Origin of the sequence: Janthinobacterium tructae (genome assembly GCF_006517255.1) — a bacterium.
Lineage (GTDB): Bacteria > Pseudomonadota > Gammaproteobacteria > Burkholderiales > Burkholderiaceae_D > Janthinobacterium > Janthinobacterium tructae.
Genome location: NZ_CP041185.1, coordinates 131192 through 150570 on the forward strand (window position 1 = coordinate 131192; position 19379 = coordinate 150570).

General features: G+C 64.6%; 22 protein-coding genes. 12 read left to right on the forward strand and 10 right to left on the reverse strand.

Translation table 11 applies throughout. The features are described 5' to 3' along the window. Positions 1 to 6: 6 nt before the first annotated feature. A complete protein-coding gene (locus FJQ89_RS00565; RefSeq protein ID WP_071078049.1) occupies positions 7 to 342 on the forward strand; it encodes a hypothetical protein in 336 nt (111 codons plus the stop codon). A gap of 274 nt (positions 343 to 616) precedes the next feature. After that, positions 617 to 1255 (forward strand): phasin family protein, encoded by a 639-nt coding sequence (locus tag FJQ89_RS00570; protein WP_141168612.1) that lies wholly within the window; start codon positions 617 to 619, stop codon positions 1253 to 1255. A 116-nt stretch (positions 1256 to 1371) separates the two neighbouring features. Here FJQ89_RS00570 and FJQ89_RS00575 read toward each other — a convergent pair whose 3' ends face one another. Further along, positions 1372 to 2391, reverse strand: coding sequence for an alpha/beta hydrolase (locus FJQ89_RS00575; protein ID WP_141168613.1), 1020 nt, complete (start codon positions 2389 to 2391; stop codon positions 1372 to 1374). Between the two features lie 105 nt (positions 2392 to 2496). Continuing rightward, positions 2497 to 3387 (reverse strand): LysR family transcriptional regulator ArgP, encoded by an 891-nt coding sequence (locus tag FJQ89_RS00580; RefSeq protein ID WP_141168614.1) that lies wholly within the window; start codon positions 3385 to 3387, stop codon positions 2497 to 2499. A 204-nt stretch (positions 3388 to 3591) separates the two neighbouring features. On the opposite strand from FJQ89_RS00580, the gene FJQ89_RS00585 reads away from it, so the two are divergent. Then, the gene (locus tag FJQ89_RS00585) at positions 3592 to 4197 is read left to right on the forward strand and encodes a LysE/ArgO family amino acid transporter (protein ID WP_141168615.1); all 606 of its coding nucleotides are present in this window, start codon (positions 3592 to 3594) and stop codon (positions 4195 to 4197) included. A gap of 18 nt (positions 4198 to 4215) precedes the next feature. Here the strand turns inward: FJQ89_RS00585 and FJQ89_RS00590 are convergent, their stop codons facing one another. Next, positions 4216 to 5646 carry a coniferyl aldehyde dehydrogenase gene (locus tag FJQ89_RS00590; RefSeq protein WP_141168616.1) on the reverse strand — a complete coding sequence of 477 codons (1431 nt, stop codon included), beginning with the start codon at positions 5644 to 5646 and terminating at the stop codon, positions 4216 to 4218. A gap of 130 nt (positions 5647 to 5776) precedes the next feature. On the opposite strand from FJQ89_RS00590, the gene trxC reads away from it, so the two are divergent. From trxC to FJQ89_RS00615, 5 genes are all read left to right on the forward strand, one after another. Beyond that, positions 5777 to 6229: a thioredoxin TrxC gene (trxC, locus tag FJQ89_RS00595; protein ID WP_141168617.1), complete on the forward strand. Its 453-nt coding sequence runs from the start codon at positions 5777 to 5779 to the stop codon at positions 6227 to 6229. Between the two features lie 70 nt (positions 6230 to 6299). After that, on the forward strand, positions 6300 to 6821 hold the full coding sequence (locus tag FJQ89_RS00600; protein WP_205704606.1) for a MarR family winged helix-turn-helix transcriptional regulator: 522 nt from the start codon (positions 6300 to 6302) through the stop codon (positions 6819 to 6821). Continuing rightward, a complete protein-coding gene (locus tag FJQ89_RS00605) occupies positions 6818 to 7564 on the forward strand; it encodes a HEAT repeat domain-containing protein (protein ID WP_141168619.1) in 747 nt (248 codons plus the stop codon). Before FJQ89_RS00600 ends, FJQ89_RS00605 begins: the two co-directional genes overlap by 4 nt. Before the next feature lie 24 nt (positions 7565 to 7588). Beyond that, positions 7589 to 7921, forward strand: a complete 333-nt coding sequence (locus FJQ89_RS00610) for a DUF6616 family protein (protein ID WP_141168620.1) — start codon at positions 7589 to 7591, stop codon at positions 7919 to 7921. A gap of 61 nt (positions 7922 to 7982) precedes the next feature. Next, positions 7983 to 8585 (forward strand): DUF1287 domain-containing protein, encoded by a 603-nt coding sequence (locus FJQ89_RS00615; protein WP_141168621.1) that lies wholly within the window; start codon positions 7983 to 7985, stop codon positions 8583 to 8585. Here FJQ89_RS00615 and pdxR read toward each other — a convergent pair. Next, complete coding sequence (pdxR, locus tag FJQ89_RS00620; protein ID WP_141168622.1) at positions 8542 to 10026, reverse strand: MocR-like pyridoxine biosynthesis transcription factor PdxR; 1485 nt, start codon at positions 10024 to 10026, stop codon at positions 8542 to 8544. The genes FJQ89_RS00615 and pdxR overlap by 44 nt on opposite strands. A gap of 103 nt (positions 10027 to 10129) precedes the next feature. On the opposite strand from pdxR, the gene FJQ89_RS00625 reads away from it, so the two are divergent. Both FJQ89_RS00625 and FJQ89_RS00630 read left to right on the forward strand, forming a co-directional pair. Next, positions 10130 to 10570, forward strand: coding sequence for a carboxymuconolactone decarboxylase family protein (locus FJQ89_RS00625; RefSeq protein ID WP_141168623.1), 441 nt, complete (start codon positions 10130 to 10132; stop codon positions 10568 to 10570). Between the two features lie 80 nt (positions 10571 to 10650). Then, on the forward strand, positions 10651 to 10953 hold the full coding sequence (locus tag FJQ89_RS00630) for a hypothetical protein (protein WP_141168624.1): 303 nt from the start codon (positions 10651 to 10653) through the stop codon (positions 10951 to 10953). Positions 10954 to 11047: 94 nt separating this feature from the next. Here the strand turns inward: FJQ89_RS00630 and FJQ89_RS00635 are convergent, their stop codons facing one another. Beyond that, positions 11048 to 12223, reverse strand: a complete 1176-nt coding sequence (locus FJQ89_RS00635; RefSeq protein ID WP_141168625.1) for a multidrug effflux MFS transporter — start codon at positions 12221 to 12223, stop codon at positions 11048 to 11050. Positions 12224 to 12412: 189 nt separating this feature from the next. Between FJQ89_RS00635 and epsC the strand changes: the two genes are divergently transcribed. Further along, positions 12413 to 13366, forward strand: a complete 954-nt coding sequence (gene epsC, locus FJQ89_RS00640) for a serine O-acetyltransferase EpsC (RefSeq protein WP_141168626.1) — start codon at positions 12413 to 12415, stop codon at positions 13364 to 13366. A gap of 88 nt (positions 13367 to 13454) precedes the next feature. Here the strand turns inward: epsC and FJQ89_RS00645 are convergent, their stop codons facing one another. The 5 genes from FJQ89_RS00645 to FJQ89_RS00665 form a co-directional block, all read right to left on the reverse strand. Then, positions 13455 to 13934, reverse strand: coding sequence for an META domain-containing protein (locus tag FJQ89_RS00645; RefSeq protein ID WP_099759735.1), 480 nt, complete (start codon positions 13932 to 13934; stop codon positions 13455 to 13457). 85 nt (positions 13935 to 14019) lie between these two features. Beyond that, positions 14020 to 14928 (reverse strand): subclass B3 metallo-beta-lactamase, encoded by a 909-nt coding sequence (gene bla / locus FJQ89_RS00650; protein WP_243136329.1) that lies wholly within the window; start codon positions 14926 to 14928, stop codon positions 14020 to 14022. 99 nt (positions 14929 to 15027) lie between these two features. Continuing rightward, positions 15028 to 16419, reverse strand: coding sequence for an LLM class flavin-dependent oxidoreductase (locus FJQ89_RS00655; RefSeq protein ID WP_141168627.1), 1392 nt, complete (start codon positions 16417 to 16419; stop codon positions 15028 to 15030). A gap of 3 nt (positions 16420 to 16422) precedes the next feature. Next, on the reverse strand, positions 16423 to 17253 hold the full coding sequence (locus FJQ89_RS00660; RefSeq protein ID WP_141168628.1) for a MetQ/NlpA family ABC transporter substrate-binding protein: 831 nt from the start codon (positions 17251 to 17253) through the stop codon (positions 16423 to 16425). A gap of 21 nt (positions 17254 to 17274) precedes the next feature. Next, positions 17275 to 18489 (reverse strand): acyl-CoA dehydrogenase family protein, encoded by a 1215-nt coding sequence (locus tag FJQ89_RS00665; protein WP_141168629.1) that lies wholly within the window; start codon positions 18487 to 18489, stop codon positions 17275 to 17277. A 254-nt stretch (positions 18490 to 18743) separates the two neighbouring features. On the opposite strand from FJQ89_RS00665, the gene ssuE reads away from it, so the two are divergent. Next, positions 18744 to 19370, forward strand: a complete 627-nt coding sequence (ssuE, locus tag FJQ89_RS00670; protein ID WP_141168630.1) for an NADPH-dependent FMN reductase — start codon at positions 18744 to 18746, stop codon at positions 19368 to 19370. Positions 19371 to 19379: the final 9 nt, after the last annotated feature.

Here is a 19379-nt window from a genome sequence, read left to right on the forward strand (position 1 = left end):
AGCAGCATGAAGCAAAGCGCCACCCTGTTTGCCGACGATGCGGGCCGCTATGCCTACGTGAAAGCGGGATTTTCCTGGCCGGCCCTGTTGCTGGGCTCGTTCTGGGCCGTGGCCAAGCGCCGCTGGTGGCTATTGCTGCTCATGCTGGCGATGGATGTCTGCCTGTGGTTTGGCAGTCATCTGGCCACCGAACTGCACATCGGTCCGATGATGCTGCTGATGGCCGCCGCGGAGCTCAGTTACCTGCTGGCACGTGGCTGGTATGGCAACCGCTGGCTGGAAGCTTCGCTGCGCAGCCATGGCTACAAGCCCGTCGTGCCGGGCACCGGCGCCGCGCGTTGAGCGTGCCTGGCACAGATTTTCCTTCCTGTCACTGACGTTTGCCAAGGGCAAGCTGTCCAGCCAAAACTTTCTGCGCAGCTTAGCGCACCTTTGATCCAGATCATGCCTCACCTGCGGTGCTCACGTAGCCTTGGGACTCGCGTTGCAAAGCATCTTCCCACCAATCGGATATGTTTTTTCGCGTTTCGTGGCGTAGCCCGGTCGTCTGCTGCACCGTTCGACAACCGGTGGTGTCGCCTTGTATTTACCCAACCGCTATTTAATGAGGAACTCCATGTATCCATATTCCCGTAGTGTTACCCCAGCCGTCAAAAACCACCTGGAAGCGCAACTGGCTTTTTTCAATGGTCTGTCGAAGTCCATGTTCCAGTCGGTGCAGCACTTCAGTGACCTGAATATGCAGCTGGCGCAAGGCTTGCTGGAAGAAACCACTGTCACCAGCCAGAACCTGCTGACGGTCGAGCGCGCTGAAGATGTGTTCCAGGTCGCTGCCGCAGCGGGCCAGCCAGCCGCCGAGCAATTGCGCAAGTATCAGCAACAGCTGTCGCGTCTGGCCGCCGATACGCAGGTCGAACTGGCCAACGTGGCCGAGCAGCATGTGAATGAAACGAGCCGTACGGCCAAGGCGCTGGCCGAAGAAGTGGCCCGCACGGCTTCGGAAGAAACGCAGAAAAACGTGCGCAAGCAGCAGGAAGCCATGCAGCGCGTCGCCGAACCATTCCAGGCTTACCATCAAAATGGTAGCAACCGCGACCAGCAGCGCGGTGCGCACAGCCGTGACGGCCAAAGCCTGCAAAGCGCCAGTCAGCAGGGTAGCCAGCAGTCGGCCGGCAGCGAAAGCTCCGCCAGCGGCAGCGCATCGCAAGCGGGCTCCGCACAAAGCAAAACCAGCAGCGCCAGCCGTAAAGAGTAAGCGGACTGCTGCCGGTAGCTGAATGGCAGCTGAATCCGCATCGCGAGGGCCGAGCCTTGGGATGTTCTTAGCTGGCGCAGCATCGTGCGTAGTGGTCCGGGCAGAGCGCCCGTCCTTCAGGGGGCGGGCGTTTTGTCGTGGGCGCGCGCGACGGCAGCCTGCGTGGTGGTGCTTTGCGCCGTTGCAGGACGTGGCGGCGTGGCGGGAATTTCCCGCCCATCCGTGCCCGCGCCCATGTGACGTGTCAGCATGGTATCGACCTTGCTGTTGGCGTCGATAAAGGCGCTCACGGCGCCCAGCGTGGGGGCCAGCATGCGCAGGGGGCTGGCCAGCGAGGCGACCAGGGTGGTATGGCTGACCTTGTCGAAGTACGTTTCCGTCACGGGCCGCTGCAGTGCCCGCAAGGCGGTGGCCAGGCCGCCCGTATTGCGTTGTGGATTGACCAGCTTGTCCCGTCCGGGCAAGGGGGCGATCAGCAGGGCGGGCGGGGCCTCGGCCGTCACGTGATGGATGGGCTGCGAAGCGGCGGGCGTGTCCGGGTAAAAGAAGACGGGCCGGGTGGTGGTATTTTCGATCGGCAAGAAATCGTAGGGACCGGCCAAGCCTATCCAGCCGCGCAAGTCGTGCGGGTGCATGCGGTGGCGCGCCAGCAGGCTGGCGTCGAGCGCCAGCATCGCCGCATTGTAGGCGCCCGCGCTATGGCCCATCACGAACAAACGGGCGGGGTCGCCGCCATGGCGGCTCGATTCCATCGCGGCCCAGGCCACGGCGCGGGCGGCATCCTGCAAAATCTCCGGGTAGTGCACCTCCGGATATAGCCGGTAGTCGGCGATCACGGCCAGGTAGCCACGCGCGGCAAGCGCGTGGCCAACGAAGGCATAGTCGGCGCGCTCGCCCGCTGTCCAGTTGCCGCCGTAAAAGAACACCACCACGGGCACGGGCCCCGTGCGGGTCTTGGGGGCATACACATCGAGTTTTTGCCGCAGCAGGGGGCCGTAGGCCAGGCCCCGCGTCACCTGTGAGGCACTGCCGGACGACAAGGCATTGATGACGCTCAAGGGTGAGCAAGCTGCCAGGCCGGCAGCGAGCGGGATGGTCGCCAGCAAACCGAGCAAAGTGGTGCGCAGGGTCGTCATGCCAGCTCCTGATGGTGATGGTTCATGCTTGTAGTGTAGGCCAGGCAGGGCAGGGCGCACATGGGGAAGTTGCAGTCTGGCATAGATAAATGTTGCATGCGTCTATCAATCCTGTAACAGCCATTTGCGCGCCGTGGCGATGACGGCGTCCGACAGGGTGCGTGTGAGCGGCGTCTGGATATCCCAGGCATGCCAGGTCAGGGGCACGTCGAGCGCCTGCCCGGCCGCCACGTCGACCAACCGGCCAGTGGCCAGCGCCGTTTCCGCCTGCAGCAAAGGCACCATGCCATAAGCATAGCCCGCTTCGATGAAGCGCACGAAGTCGCGCGCCGAACCGAGCACATGGTGCGGATAGCGGCCCGTGTAGCCGAGGCGGTGCTGCAGATAGCGCTCGTGCAGCGCATCCTTGCTGCCAAACGTGATGGCGGGCGCCTGGCTGACGGCCTCCACCGTAAAACCATGGGGAAACCATCGCTGCGCGAACGCGGGCGATGCCACGCACAGGTAGCGCATGCCGCCCAGCGGCGTGGCCGTGGTGCCGGCCACCAGGTCGTTGGCGCTGCTGACGCAGGCAAACACGCGCCCTTCGCGCAGCTGGCTCAGGGTGTGGTCCTGGTCGTCGAGGCGGATATCGAGCAGGCAGGACGGTGGCGAGAGTAGCGGCCCCAGCGCTTCCGGGATCCAGGTGGCGGCGCTGTCGGCGTTGACGGCGATGGCCAGCTCCGGCAATTGCGTGGTGGGACCGGGCTGGGCGTCGAGCGCCGCTTCGAGCAGCTTGACTTGCCGGTAATGGGCGATCAGGCGCTGGCCCGCTTCCGTAGGCAGGGGCGGGTGGCTGCGGATGATCAACAAAGTGCCTTCCAGGTTTTCCAGCGTGCGGATGCGCTGCGACACGGCCGGCTGGCTGATCGCCAGTGCCTGCGCAGCCTTTTCAAAGCTGCCCAGGCCGATCACGGCGTCGAGGGCGGCCAATCCACGGTAATCGACGACACGCATAAGATTCTCTTATATATGGTTAGAATCATTCATTATACTTATATTTACTTTTTCTTTACACTGTTGAAATAGGGTAACAACTCCACTCTCCCGCGCGGTCCTCCTGGTTCCGCACCACCCTCCACCTACCTCTGATGACTTTGCCGTTGCCGGCAGAGCGTGGGCGGCCGTGCGCGTGATGGAAAGCAATAGAAAGGAATCGATATGGACAGCGCAATTTTCTTGAAAGGCATGGGGCTCGGAGCGAGCCTGATCGTGGCCATCGGCACGCAGAACGCATTCTTGCTCAAGCAGGGGCTGAAGCGCCATTACGTGCTCACCTGCATACTTGTCTGTTTGCTGTGCGACGCCATCCTGATCACGGCCGGCGTGGCCGGCATGGGCACTTTCATTGCCGATAATCCTAATTTCTTGCTGTGGGCCAAGGCCGGTGGCGCGACCTTCCTCATCGCGTATGGCTTGCGCGCGGCCAAGTCGGCCTGGCGTCCAACGGCCATGACGGTATCGGCGGCCAAGTCGCCCGAAGGCTACTGGGCCGTGATCGGCGCGGCGCTGGCGTTCAGCCTGCTGAACCCGCACGCCTTCCTCGATACGGTGATTTTGCTCGGTTCGATCGGCGGCCAGCATGAAGGCGTGGGACGCTTCTACTTCGCCGGTGGCGCCATCATGGCTTCGGCCCTGTGGTTCTTCCTGCTGGGCTTTGGCGCCCGCTACCTGGCGCCCGTGTTTGCCAAGCCCATGGCCTGGCGCGTGCTCGACGGCATCATTGCCGTCGTCATGTGGGCCATCGCCGCCTCGCTGTTCCTGTAAAGCATCAGTTGTAAAGCATCAACGGGTCAGAAAGGCCAGCACGCGGCTGGCCAGCTTGCCATACGGCGGCCACAGCAGTGTCAAAGCGCTGTAGCGCGCCTGGTAAAACACGGGCCGCAGCTTGCTGAAGGTGTGAAAACCTTCGACGCCATGGTAGTGGCCCATGCCGGACTCGCCCACGCCGCCGAACGGCAGATCGTGTTGGCCCACGTGGAACAGCGCGTCGTTGACGGACACGCCGCCCGACATCACCGTATCGATCAGAAGCTGCACAGTCTGCTTATTGTTGCTGAACGGATAGATGGCCAGCGGGCGCGGCCCCGCATTGATGCTGCCGATCACGCTTTCCAGTTTCGTGTAGCCACGCAGGGGCAGGATGGGGCCGAAGATTTCCCGCGTCAGCAGCAGGCTGTCTGCGGGGGCGTCGAGCACGATGTGCGGCGCGATCTTGCGCGTGGCCCGGTCGTATGCAGGCCCCGGCAGCAGGGGAATGACTTGTGCGCCCCGTTCCCGCACTTCGTCGAGCGCCTGCAGCAGGCGCTCAAAGGCGGCTTCGTCGATGATGGAAGTGTAATCGGGCGTGTCGAGCCGCGGGTAGCGCGTGGGCATGATCTGGCGCGCATGCTCGACGAAGGCGGCGATGCTGGCCTCGGGTAGCCAGGCGTGGTCGACGCTGGTGCAGATCTGCCCCGCGTTGAGGTATTTGACAAACAAAATGCGTTCGGCTGCCGTGCGCACATCGAAATCGGCGCAGACGATGGCCGGCGCCTTGCCGCCCAGCTCCAGGGTGACGGGACACAGATTGCGCGCGGCCGCCGCCATCACGGCGCGGCCCGTCTGGCCGGAACCCGTAAACAGCAGGTGGTCGAACGGCAGTTGTGAAAAAGCGATGCCCACGCCGCCCGCCTCGTCGAAAAACTGCAATTTTTCCGGCGGAAAATAGGCGGGCATCTTCTCGATCAAGAGCTGCGCCAGGTGGCGCGAATTCTCGCTCATCTTGACCATGGCGCGGTTGCCGGCGGCGAAGATGTAGGTCAAAGGCACCAGGCTCAGGTTCACGGGGAAATTCCACGGCGCGATGACGCCCACCACGCCCAGCGGCTGGGGCAGCACGCGGTTGCGGGCACCGGGGAAAGTGCGCCAGTCCACGCTGCGGCGCTGCGGTTTCATCCATTTTTTCAAGTGCTTCAAGACATGGGCTATGCCGTCGATGGCGGGAAAGATCTCCGCCAGCAAGGTTTCGTGCCGGGAGCGGTTGCCATAATCGGTGCTGATCGCCTCGCATAGTGCATCTTTATGGTCGCGGATAAAGCGCTGCAGGGTTTGCAGGTCGCGTTTGCGCTCGGCAAGCGTGGGCATGGGGTGAGCCAGGCAGGCGGCACGCTGCACGGCCAGGGCGGCAGCCAGCTCGGCGTTCTTCAGCTCCATGTTGTTTGCGACATCAGGCATGTTTCTCCTTGGCTGGCTGGGCAATACGCGCGCCGTTCCAGCGCACTATAGCGGACTATGCAGACAAGCGCCGCCGCACGATACGCCGTAAAATGTCCGGCAACTGTACGCTACCCTTTCCAGGAATGCCATGACCCCGACCACGCCAGACTCCCTGCACATCGTGTGCCCCCATTGCGACGCCGTCAACCGGCTGCCGGCCGCGCGCCTGATTGAACAGCCCACTTGCGGCAAGTGCCAGAAGGATTTGTTTACGGGCCAGCCTGTGGACCTGGCCAGCGCCCGTTTCCTCAAGCATATCGAACGCAGCGACATTCCCGTGCTGGTGGACTTCTGGGCACCCTGGTGCGGTCCGTGCCGCAGCATGGCGCCATTCTATGTGCAAGCGGCCAGGACGCTGGAGCCGGCGTTCCGCGTCGTCAAGGTCAATACGGAAGCGTCGCCGGACCTGGGCAGCCGTTTCAATATCCGCAGCATTCCCACCCTGGCCCTGTTTCGCAAGGGCGTGGAAGTGGCGCGCCAGCCGGGCGCCATCGATGCGCAGGCCATCATCGCGTGGGCCAGGGATAAAGCCCGTCTTTAAGGCCAGGGGAAAACCTTCACGGTTTTTCATTTGACATGTAGTATGGCGCCATATTATATTGCGCCATATGATAAAACTCGAACAGAAATACACGGCCCTGCTGGGTGACGTGCAGCGCCGCGCCAGCGGTCTCGACATGACACAGTCCACGGCGCGCCTGCGCCTGTGCTTTGAAGTGCTGGGCCTGGCGTCCGCCATCGATGGCGATTGCGCCACGCGCCTGGGCCGGCATGGCTTGTCGGAAGGGAAATTTGTGCTGCTGTCCCTGCTGCGCGACGTGCCTGACGGACTCTCGCCGCACGCGCTGGCCGAGCGGGCAGGCGTGACGCGCGGCACCATCACGGGCTTGCTCGACGGCCTGGAACGCGACGGTTTCCTGGCGCGCCACGCGGACCAGGTTGACCGGCGCAAGCTGCTGGTGCGCCTGAGCGCCAAGGGAGAAGCTGCCGCCGCCACCCTGGTCGATGAACATGCGCAATGGATCGCCAGCCTGTTTGCCGATTTCACGCCGGACGAGATGCAATTATTGAGTGGACTTCTGGAAAAAGCCTGGCGCAAGACGGATAAAGGTGAAATGCAGGGTGCACCATGAGCCGTGGCGTCGCCGACATCACTCCCGCGCGCCTGGCCCTGTTGAATGGGGGCAGCGTGGCCAGCGCCACCCTGACGGAGGGGCTGGCCGTCGATTTCGCCCAGCTGCTGGCCGCAGCCGTACCCGACATCGGTGCCGTCCGCCTGGAGCGGATGCGCGCGCAGGCTGCCGCGGGCATCACCAAACGCATGGTGCTGGAGGCGCAATTGCTGCTGGAGGCCGACGCCGACCTGGCTGTGCTGCAAGCGCACCCATCCGACACGGTACGGGGCTGGGCCTGCTTTGTCATCGCCGCCCAGGCTGGCTGGACCTTGGCGCAACAACTGGCCGCCATGCGGCCGCTGGCCGACGATGGCCACTTTGGCGTGCGCGAATGGGCCTGGCTGGCGCTGCGTCCCCATCTGGCCGAGCATCTGCCTGACGCCATCGCGCTGCTGGCGCCGTGGACGGCGGACCCGTCGGAAAGAGTGCGCCGCTTTGCCTGCGAAGCGCTGCGTCCGCGCGGCGTATGGTGCGCGCATATCGCCCAATTAAAGGAACAGCCGCAGCTGGCCTTGCCCCTGTTGCAGCCCCTGCGCGCCGACCCGGCCGTCTACGTGCAGGATTCCGTGGCCAACTGGCTCAACGATGCGGCCAAGCGCCAGCCAGACTGGGTACGCAGCCTGTGCGCGCAATGGCTGCTGGAAAGCCCCGTTGCCGCCACGGCACGCATCTGCAAGCGCGCCCAGCGCTCGCTGGCCTGATCATTCATCACCGAAGGAGAAACCATGCATTACCTGTTAGAACTATATAGCCCGAAACCCGCCTGGCTGGCCCTCGATGGCACCGCGCGCCAGGCGTATTTCGCCACGGTGGGCGCCGGCATGGCCGCCTTGTCCGGCAGCGGCGCCGAAGCGCTGGCCATGGGCGCCGTCGATGGCGGCAAGCTGCACGCGGCTGCCCAGCAATTCTATGCCGTCTGGCGCTTCCCGGACGAGGCGGCACTGGATGCCTTGCTGGCCGGCATCGCCGCCACGGGCTGGCACGATTATTTTGACACCGTCAATGCGGCCGGTCCGGCCGTGGATTTTTCCGCCCACCTGGCGCAGCTGGCCGCCTAGCGTCCGACGTTTCCCCAGCCGCTGCGGTACAGTTGGCATTTTCATCCGACCACCGACGTTGATGCCCATCAAACCGTTTTTCACCGTGTTGCTTGCGCTGGCGCCCATGCTGGCGTCGGCAAGCCCTGCCACCCCGCAAGCCCTCGTTGCCGCCGCCCGCAAGCAGGTGGGCGTGACGGTGCAGTACGATCCGCGCTACGAACGCCTGGCCTATCCGGGTGGCGACGTGCCGCTCGAGCGGGGCGTGTGCACGGATGTGGTCGTTCGGGCTTACCGCCAGCTGGGGCAGGACTTGCAGGTGCTGGTGCACGAAGACATGCGCAAGGCATGGCAGGTGTACCAGCAGCAGGGACGCTGGCAGATGAAGGGGCCGGACCGCAATATCGACCACCGCCGCGTGCCGAACCTGGGCACGTACTTTGCCCGCCACGGCACCAGCCTGCCTCCAGCCAAGGAAGCGAACGCTTACCGCGCGGGCGACATCGTCACCTGGCGCCTGCCGCGCAACCTCACGCATATCGGCATCGTCAGCGACAAGCAGTCGTGGAGCGGCGTGCCGCTGATCATCCACAACATCGGCGAGGGCGCGCGTGAGGAAAATATTTTATTCAGCTATCCGATCACGGGGCACTATCGCTGGCAACCCGGTTGGCAACCCCGCTGAGGGGCAGGGGAGCGATCTCTTGCAGGATCGCCAGCACGATGGCCAGCGCCGTGTCGATATCGAGCTTGTCGATGGCGCCATAGCCAAGGAACAGGCCTTCGTGGCGGGCTGGGCCATGGTAAAAGCTGGCCAGCGCATACAGGCTGACGTCGGCCAGGCGCGCACGGCGCAGCAATTCGGCGATATCGAGCGGCGCCTGCGCCAGCGCCGCCACGTGGAAGCCGGCGCTGGCCGGCACCAGGCGGAACCACGGCGCCAACGGGCCGTTGAACCAGTGCTGCAGCCGTTCGCGCCGCCCCGCATAGATGTCGTGGCAGCGGCGGATGTGGCGCAGCAAATGGCCGTCGTCGATGAACTTGGCCAGCGCATGCTGGCCCAGGCTGGCCGTATGGCAATCGCTCAGGTATTTCACCGTCTGCATGGCGGCTACGAGGGCTTGCGGCAGCACCACATAGCCGAGGCGCAATTCCGGCAGCATGATCTTGGAAAAGCTGGCCACGTGCGCCACGACGCCATAGCGGTCCATGCTTTGCAGCGCATCCTCGGGCCGGCCTTCATAGCGGAAGGCGCTGTCATAATCGTCCTCGATGATGATGGCTCCCAACTGCCGGGCACGCTCCAGCAAGGCGTGGCGGCGCGCCATGCTCATCGGCATGCCGAGCGGGAATTGATGCGCGGGCGTGACGTAGATCAAGCGCGTGCCGTCGGGGATCTGCGCGACGATGAGACCGTCCTCGTCCACGTCGATGCCCACTACGCGCGCGCCCTGGCTGGCGAATACGGCGCGCGCTACCGGGTAGCCGGGTTCTTCCACGGCAACCGTGTCGCCCGCTTCCAGCAGGGTCAGCGCGAGCAGATGCAAGGCTTGCTGCGCGCCGCTGGTGACAAGCACTTGTTCCTCGGTGCAATGGATGCCGCGGCTGAAGGCGGCATGGCCGGCGATCGCGGCGCGCAAGGCGGGCAAGCCTTCCACAGGGCCATAACGGCCGCGCGCCTGGCCACCCTGGCGCAGCGCATGCAGCATGCAGGCGCGCCATTCATCCTGCGGGAAGTGTGCGGGCGTGGCGCGTCCGCCGATGAAGGCGTAGCGCGCGGGCGTTTCCTGGCTGGCGCGGCGCAAAGGCGTGGGCGTCGCTTCCCAGCGGGCGATGCGCTGCGCGCTGGCCAGCGGCGTGCTGGCATGGCGGCGCTGCGGCGAGGCGTGCGGCGTCTGCACGAAGCTGCCCACGCCCACTTTGCCGACCAGCAGTTTTTCATAGCCGAGCTTGTCATACACGTCGGACACCGTCTTGCGCGACAGGCCCAGCTGGCTGGCCAGCAGGCGCGTGGGCGGCAATTGCTGCCCGTCCGTCAGGCGGCCCGAGCGGATGGCTGCGCTGAGCTGGCGGTACAGCTGGCCGCCCAGGTCGCGCGTGCCGTCGATCAGGATATGTAATTCCATGGGGTTTCTGCTGGTGGTCTGCTGCTTTTCGGGGGGATTGGCCTGCCGCGCGTTCTTCTTGCGCTTCTACAATGGAGCATCTCTCATCATCAAGGAATGCATCATGACACAGCAACGACTCGATTTTACACAAGCTTCGCCCGACGCCGTCAAGGCCATGTACGCGCTGGAAGCGGCGATTGCCAAGCTGGGGGTGGAACACTCGCTGCTCGAGCTGATCCGCTTGCGGGCCTCGCAAATCAATGGCTGCGCTTTTTGCGTGGACATGCACACAAGCGACGCGCGCAAGGCGGGCGAAACGGAGCGCCGCCTGTATGCCGTGTCCGTCTGGCGCGAAACGCCATTTTTTACGGCGCGCGAGCGGGCCGTGCTGGCCTGGACGGAAGCGCTGACCCTGCTGCCGCAAAGCCAGGCGCCCGATGACGTGTATGCGGCGCTGGCGCAGCAATTGACGCCGGCGGAAATGGTCAACGTCACCCTGGCCATCGGCTCCATCAATACCTGGAACCGCCTGGCCGTGGGTTTCCGCAAGATGCCCGAATAAATCCTGTGTTCGTTCGCGAACAGACGTCTGGCTGGTCCCTGCGTACGCTGGCAGGACGATTGATCAGCTAGGGAGCAGCCATGCAAGTACATATCGGGGAAGGCGCCGACAAGACGCCGCAGCAAGAGGAAGAAGCGCGCCGCGAATTCATCGCCGAATTGTGGCGGCGCTTTGAAACCTTGCAGGAATGGGCCGTCAGCCACTGGCCCGACCAGCAACATCCCTTGAGTTCCGCCGACTTCGTCGAGGCGCGCAAGGAAATATTGAGCTTGCGTTCACCGGCGGGGTCCTTGAACCAGCCGGCGATGCGCGATGCGGCCGAGCCGGCCCCTGAGCAGGGCGGGGCGCAGTATGTCGATGTGACGCCAGCGCCGTGGCCGTAAGCTTGGCCGTAGGTCGGATTAGGACCGAAGGGCCGTAATCCGACAACATGGTTGGCAGGTGCAGTCGGATTACGCGCTTGCGCGCTAATCCGACCTACGCTTCAGCTTTACCCTGCGCAAACACCCAGCAAACCAAACTCACCAGCAGTCCCGCCATCACGCCATACGCCAGGTTCAGCGCGCTGTCGAACAGCAGCGGCGCCACCAGGCCCGAGACCAGCGCGAACAGCAGCATCTGGATGAACGATTGCATCGACGAGGCCAGGCCGCTGTTGTTGGGGAAGTGGTTCAAGGCCATCAGGGTCATCGGCGGCATGGCGATCGACAGGGCGAACGAGTAGAAGAACAGCGGCAGCACGGCCCATGGCACTTCGGCGGCAAAGAAGTAGTTGTAGCCGATGTTGGCCAGCGCGGCGACGAGCATCAATATGAAGCCGGCCCAGATCATCTGGCGCTGGCTATAGCGGTGGGCGATTTTCGCCGACAGGGCCGAACCGAACACCATGCCGCTAATTAAGGGAATGAACAGCCAGGCGAATGCCGTTTCCGGCAAATGCAGGATGTTGATGATGAAGTAGGCGGCCGAGCCGATGTACAGGGCGAAGCCGCCGAAGGCGGCGCCGATGGCCGTCGACAGCAGCAGGAACTGGCGGTGGCACAGCACTTTCCAGTAATTGACGGCGATGTCGCCCAGGTGGAAGGCGTGGCGCTGTTCCTTCGGCAGGCTTTCCGGCAGTGCGCGCCAGACGACGATGAACATCAGCACGCCGAAGGCCGTGAGGAACCAGAAGATCGCCCGCCAGCCCAGGCCCACCTGCAGCCAGCCGCCCAGCACGGGCGCGATGGCCGGCGCCAGCGCGAACACCATCATGATGTGCGAAAGGATTTTTTGCGCGGCGGCGCCCGAATAGCGGTCTTGCACGATGGCGCGGCCGATCACGGAACCGGCGCCCGCCGCCAGCCCCTGCAGCACGCGCCAGGCCAGCAGCCAGCCCAGCGACGGCGCCAGCGCGGCGCCCACGGAGGCGATCACATACAGCACCAGCGAGACGAGAATCACGGGACGGCGGCCGAACGAATCGGACAGGGTGCCGTAAAACAGCATCATGAAGGCAAACGTGAACAGGAAAAAGCTCAGGGTCTGCTGCACCAGCAGTGGGCTGGCATTGAAATCTTGCACGATGGCGGGGAAAGACGGCAGATAGGTGTCAATTGCAAGCGGTCCGACCATCGCCAGGCCCGCCAAAATCCAGGTTAATAATTTAGTCATGTTGAAGAGTGTTTTTGTTAGTCCGTCATTTTACGCTAGCGGCGGGAATCGGGTCCGGTGCCGCCGCGGTTTGCCATCCATATGCGTTTTCCGCATATCAAAGCTCACAATCCTTCGTTGGCTTTGCCTGTCTGCGCCGTTAAGCTGGGGCGACCCGGCCTGTTTGCCTTTTTTTGGAAGTGATACGCCATGCACAGCATTTATCCCGCAGCGCCCGCCGACGACACGGCCCAGTGGAACCTGGGGCCCGTGATCCAGGCCTTGCGCACCTCGCGCGAAGACAAGCACAAGATCCGCCATAACGGCAGGGTGCGCGAACTGCCGTCGCGCGAAGCGCTCACCACCATCGTCAACGGCCTGTCGGCAGCGCTGTTCCCCACGCATTACGGGCGGCCCAACCTGACCGATGAAAGCATCGACTATTTTGTCGGCGACACGCTCAACACCACCCTGAACCGCCTCAGTGAACAGGTGCGGCGCGGCCTGCTGTTCTCGGCTCCGGCTCACGCCGTGCCGGCCGGCGATGAGGGTGATGGCGCCAGCGACGATGCGGCCCTGGCGCAGCAGGCGCGCGAGATCACGCGCGCGTTTGCCGCCAGCCTGCCCGATATCCGCGCCTTGCTGGTGTCGGACGTGCAGGCCGCCTACGCTGGCGACCCGGCCGCCACCTCGGTGGCTGAAATCATGCTGTGCTATCCGGGCACCATCGCCATTTTGTATCACCGCCTCGCGCACCGGCTGCACGCGCTGGGCGCGCCGTTTCTGGCGCGTCTGATCGCCGACATCGCGCACACGCTGACGGGCATCGATATCCACCCGGGCGCGCACATCGGCGCCTCCTTCTTCATCGACCACGGCACGGGCGTGGTGATCGGCGAGACGGCCATCATCGGCCAGCGCGTGCGCCTGTATCAGGCCGTCACTCTGGGCGCCAAGCGTTTTCCGGCCGATGCAAGCGGCGCGCTGATCAAGGGCACGCCGCGCCATCCCATCGTCGAGGACGACGTGGTTATCTACGCGGGCGCGACCGTGCTGGGGCGCATCACCATCGGCGCGGGATCGACCATCGGGGGGAATGTGTGGCTGACGCAGAGCGTGCCGCCAAATAGCAATGTATCGCAGGCGCAGATGCGCAACGATTGAAGAGTGGCCGAGAAAACGTCCATGGCGGCGTTGCAGCGCCATGCCCTGAACGTTTTTCGGGCACTCTTCACATGCGGGAGTGCGAGTTTTACTTCACCGTCAGCGCTTCATAGCGCGCCACTGGCACGCCATCCTTCAGCAGCAGCAATTCCTGGTCGGCGTAGCGGTAGCCATTGACTTCGCCCAGGGTGGTCAGGAGCAGGCGTTCGAGGTCCATGTCCTGCGGCTGGCACATCATCATGGTGCCGGCCATCTGTCCAAAGTTCAAGGTGCTGATGCCATCGCTGGTGTAGCCGCCCATCATCTGGTTGCAGCCGCTGTGGCCACTGGCGCGGCCTTCGGCAAGCTGCAGCGTCACTTCGCGCTGTTCAGGCGCCTTGCGCACCACTTGCTTGCCCTTCAATTCCTTCAGCTTCCACTGCGTGCCCGTCAGCTTGGGCGCCGGCTTGGCGGGCGAGGTGGCGCCTGGCGCGGCGGCGGCAGCGTCGCTGCGCACGGGCGTTTGCGCACAGCCGGCGGTGATGGCGACGATGGCGGCGAGGGGGATCAGTCTGGCGAGTGTGAACATGGCATTTCCTTCTTCAAATGAATGGCGCCAGCGTAGCAGATTGGCGCCACGCCAGCGTGCACAGTTGACAAGGTCACTGGCAAATTCACGGTTGTTTTTCCTGTTCCAGGCGCGCGTCGAGCAAGGCGCGCGCCGCCGCCACATAGGTGTGGCAGGCCTGCGGGTCGACAAAGGCATCGCTGCCGGCCGTGGCGCTCGCTTCGAGCCGCTCCCACAATTGCGACGCTTCCGGATGCGCTGAAATGAGCACGTCGCAGGGCAGTTTTTCCAGCGTCTCGAAGCTGTGGCGCAAGTCCGCCACCGCGTGCGGATACTCGCTGCTGGCGCTGAACTTGAAGCCGGGGCGCGAGACGGCGTTGAGGCTGTCCGCGTAGACCATGTTCAGGCAGCGGGGGCCGTCGCACGATTGCCACGTCCAGCTCAGGCCTCCGGGCGTGTGGCCCGGCGTGGCGTGCGCCGTCAGCTTGACGGGGCCGACATTGAAATGGCCGCCATCGCGCGCCAGGCGCATGTCCTTCACGGGCGGGTACTTGGGCAGCGCATGGTATTGCGGATCGTCCGGCCCCACTTCGCCCGACGCCAGGTCCAGCGCCGCCGACGGGCTGGCGGCCACCAGCGCATTGCTGCGCCGCTGCAGTTCGGCCAGGCCGCCCGCATGGTCGATGTGGCCGTGCGAATTGAGGATCAGCTTCACGTCCTCGATGCGAAAGCCCAGGGTGGAGATATTGGCGATGATCTTGGGCGCCGATTCCGGCAAGCCGCCGTCGATCAGCACGTGGCCCTGCGGCGACGTCACCAGCACGGAACTGAGGCCTTTCACGCCCACATAATAGGTATTGCCGAAGATGCGGAACGGCGCCTGGTCGGCATTCCAGGTGGCGCAGACGTCGCAGCCCGGCGTCGCCGGCGTGGCTGGCGCCGGTGCTTGCGCCTGGGCGGCGGGGCTGGCCAGCAGCATTGCCAGGACCAGCGCGCGTGGTGGTGTGAGGGGCATGCAATCCTTATCCGTGGTGCCAAGGTGGCGTATGCTGACACGGAACGGGGCTGGACGCAAACGCATCCTCGCATGCATGGCTGCTGGCGAAGCGGGTGTTCAGGCCGCAGCCAGGGTGGCGCTGCCGGGATCGATGCTGACCTGGCGTCCCGCATGGCTGGCGGGCAGGCGCGGGCCCTGGCCGAAGACCTTGTGGCGCAAGCTGCCTTCCTCGTAGTGGGTGCGATAGCGGCCGCGCCGCTGCAGTTCCGGCACGATGTGGGTCACCACGTCGGCCATGCTGTCGTGGGCTACGGCGAAGGCGAGATTGAAGCCGTCGATGCCTGTTTCGTCCAGCCAGCTTTCTAGCTGGTCGGCCACCTGGCGCGCATCGCCCACCAGCACCGGGCCGCGTCCGCCCAGGCCAATGTATTCGGCTGCCTCGCGCACCGTCCATGTGCGGTCCGGATCGGCCTGGCTGAACGACGCCAGCGCCGAGCGCCCGGCCGGGGAATCGATGTAGTCGATGGTGGCGTCGAGCGGGTAGCGGCTGAAATCGACGCCCGTCCAGCCGGACAGCAGCACCAGCGCCGCCTCGATATTCACGTGGCGCAGGTAGTCGGCGTGCTTGGCGCGCGCTTCTTCTTGCGTGGCGCCCGTGATGACCAGCGCCTGCGCGTAGATCAGCAGCGCGTCGCCATCGCGCCCGCTTTGCCGCACGGCGGCGCGCAAGTCGTCGGCGTAGCGCTTGACCACCGTCTTGCTGGGACCACTGACAAAGGTGGCTTCCGCGTGGCGCGCCGCAAAGCGCGTGCCGCGCGGCGAGGTGCCCGCCTGGTACAGCAAGGGCGTACGCTGCGGCGACGGCTCGCACAAATGGATGCCGGGCACCTGGTAGTGGCGCCCGGCATGGTTGATCGGATGTACCTTGGCCGGATCGGCGTAGATGCCACGCGCCTTGTCGTTGACGACGGCATCGTCGTCCCAGCTCTTCTCCCACAGCTTGTAGACGACGTCCAGGTACTCGTCGGCCAGGTCGTAGCGTTCGTCGTGACCCAGTTGCTGTTGCATGCCCAGGTTGCGCGCCGCGCTATCGAGGTAGCCGGTGACGATATTCCAGCCGATGCGCCCTCCCGTCAGGTGGTCGAGGGTGGAAATGCGCCGCGCGAACGTGTACGGATGCTCGTAGGTGAGGGCGCAGGTGACGCCGAAACCCAGGTGCGTGGTGGCTTGCGCCATGATGGGCACGAGCGCCAGCGGATCGTTCAGCGGCACCTGCACGCCGTGTTCCAGGGCCGCATCGAGGCTGCCCCGGTACACGTCATACACGCCCAGCACGTCGGCCAGAAATACCGCGTCGAACAGGCCCGCTTCCAGCAGCCGCGCCAGTTCCGTCCAGTGCGCAGGATCGGTATAGCGGTGGCTGCGGTCGCGCGCATGCGTCCACAGCCCCGGCGACTGGTGGCCGACGGTATTCATCTGGAAGGCGTTGAAGCGTATCGTCTTTGCCATGGCTTATTTCGCGGCTGTCTGCAACGCTTGCTGGTAATCGGGTTTCGAATAGCCGGCAAAGTGTTTATTCGTGATGTCGAGGAATTCGCGCGAGCGGTAGGCGGCCGCCAGGTCTTTCGCGAACTGCTTGTCCTTGTCGGCCGTGCGTATGGCCACCAGGTTGATGTAGTTGGGCGAGATTTTCTCGGCCACCAGCGCCTCCGTCAGTTTCAACCCCGACGCCAGCGCGTAATTGCCGTTGATGAAGGAGTAGTCGGTGTCGCCCAGCGAACGTGGCAGCTGCGCCGCTTCCAGCGGCAGCAGCTTGATTTTCTTCGTGTTGACGGCGATATCCTTTTCCGATGCACGCACGGGGTCGAAGCTGGCGCGCAGCTTGATCCATCCCAGCTGGTCGAGCAGCACCAGCGCGCGCGCCTGGTTGGTCGGATCGTTCGGCAAGCCCACCGTCGTGCCTTCCTTCACGTCATCGAGCGTCTTGTGCTTTTTGCTGTAGATGGCGATCGGCGCCGTGGGTATCGTGATCAGGTCCGTCAGCGCCAGCTTGTGTTCCAGCGCGAATTTCTTCAGGTAGACGATGTGCTGGAAGACGTTGGCGTCCAGCGAACCCTCGGCCAGCGCGAAGTTCGGCTGGATGTAGTCGTTGAACTCGACCAGCCTGACCTTGTAGCCCTGCTTTTCCAGGATAGGCTTGATGCCCAGCTTGATCTGGTCCGCGTACGGTCCGGCGCTGGTGCCGATGGTGATCTCCTTCGGGTCCTTGGCGTGGGCGAAGCTGGCCGTCAAGGCCAGGGTCAGGGCGCTGAGGAGGAGGATGCTGCGGCGGGTGATGGTCATGCTGGCTCCTTGGTGGGTAAATTATGAGTACGCGGTCGGCTCGGGCACGCTGCCGGTCAAGGCAAAGCGTCCCAGGTCGCGCAGCTTGTAGTCGATGGGGTCGTGCAGGGTATGCACGCGCACGTTGCGCCAGTAGCGGTCGAAGCCATACTGGGCCGAGGTGGAGCGGGCGCCCGTCAGTTCGAACATCTGGCTGCTGATTTCCAGTCCCGCCTGGTGCGCCAGGCACTTGGCTTCGGCCACGGCCACCGCCAGCAAGCCCCGTTCGCGCGCCGTTACCAGCGCACCCTTGCGAAACACCTTTTCCAGTTCCTGCGCCGCCGCGTCGGCCAGCACTTGCGCGGGGCGCAGCAAGAGCCACAGCTGGCCATAGCGGTGCTGGATCAAGGGGTCATCCGTTGCCTTGGCCACGCCCGAGGCAAACCAGGCTTTCGCCTGCTCGTCCGTGTAGCGGCGCGCCGCTTCGAACGCGCCTTCGGCGATACCCAGATATAAATTCGCCATGATCAGCTGCGCGATCTGCGAGCGCACGGTCGCTTGCGGTGTGGCGGCCTGCGCGGGCGCTTGCAGCACCAGCTCGTGAGGCAGGGCGACCGCCTGGAAATGCACATTGCCGCTGTCCGTCTGGCGCTGGCCGAAGGCATCCCAGTCCGCCTGCACGCTCACGCCATCCTGGCGCGTGGGCAGGGCGGCGATCAGCGCCGTCTGCGTGGGCGCGTGCCAGGCCGAGACGGTCAGCCAGTCGGAACCGACGGAGCCGGAAGAAAAGCTCTTGATGCCGTCGAGGATGAAACCGTCGTCGCTGTCGCTGGCCGTGAGCCGTTTGTCGAGGGGATTCAAGGCATTGCCCCAGAACAGGCGCTCGTCGACGGTCAGGGTGAGCAGGCGGCGCTGCTGCTGGGCGCTGCCATATAGCTGCAGGCCGGCCAGCTGCAAATGGTGGAAGCCGAAGACATGCGCCAGCGCGCTGTCGGCGCGCGCCAGGATGCGGATCACCTGGTACACGAGGGGCCACGACGCGCCCTGGCCGCCAAATTCCACAGGGATCGACAAGGTCAGCAAGCCTGAATCGCGCAGCCATTCGCGTTCCTGCGCCGCATGGCCGCCGGCCTGGTCGCGGGCATTCGCCGTTTCGGCCAGGCGCGCGGCCAGCTTTGTTGCGATGCGGATGGCGTCTTGCAAGGGTTCCGGCACGGGCGACTGGGGAAGGGGGGCATGGAGTAAAGCGCTAGACATGAGTGACATTCCAGAAAGACGATGAGGCCGATATTGCACCGCCAGGCGCGTGCCGTACACGAAGAAAACCGCGCATGGATATGCGAAAAAAGCCGCGCGGGGAGCGCCGCCTTCGCTTGCCGGGCGTCAGGCCCGGATAGTCAAAAAACGCATATCGAAGCGCGAAAGCATTCGTTTTGCCGGGCGGCTGATGGCGATAGGCTGCAAGCATCCGAGCAGATCCACTTTCGACAACCTACAGGGACGGGCATCACATGAGCATCTTGTTATTGGGCGGTAGCCCGCAACTCCCATCGAGTTCCAGCCGTTTGCTGCTGCATATCGGCGAGCAGCTGGCGCTGCAGGGCCACAGCTATGCCAGGCTGCATGTGCGCGACCTGCCGGCGCGTGCCCTGCTGCTGGCCGACTATGACGACGCGGCGATTGCCCGCGCCGTGCGTGCCGTGGCCGATGCCGACGCCATCGTGATCGCCACGCCCATCTACAAGGCCGCGTATACCGGGTTGCTGAAAGCCTTCCTCGACCTGCTGCCGCAAGATGGCCTGGCCGGCAAGCTGGTGCTGCCGCTGGCCACGGGCGGCGGCCACGCCCACACCCTGGCGCTCGACTATGCGCTGCGTCCGGTGCTGCATGCGCTGGGCGCCAAGCAGGTGCTCACCAGCATCTACGCCAATGCGCAGCAGCTGGACTGGCACGAAGAGAGGGGCCTGAGCCTGGACGCGCCGATTGCCGCACGCGTGCAGGCCGGCATCGAGGAGCTCTCCACCGGCCTGTTCGTGCTGCAGGGACAGCGCCCGCCAGCACCAGTGGCTGCGGATGCTTGCGTGCCCGCTCGCTCGCTGCGAGACCAGCCTTACGCTCCCCACTATCAAGCCGCCTGATTACTCACC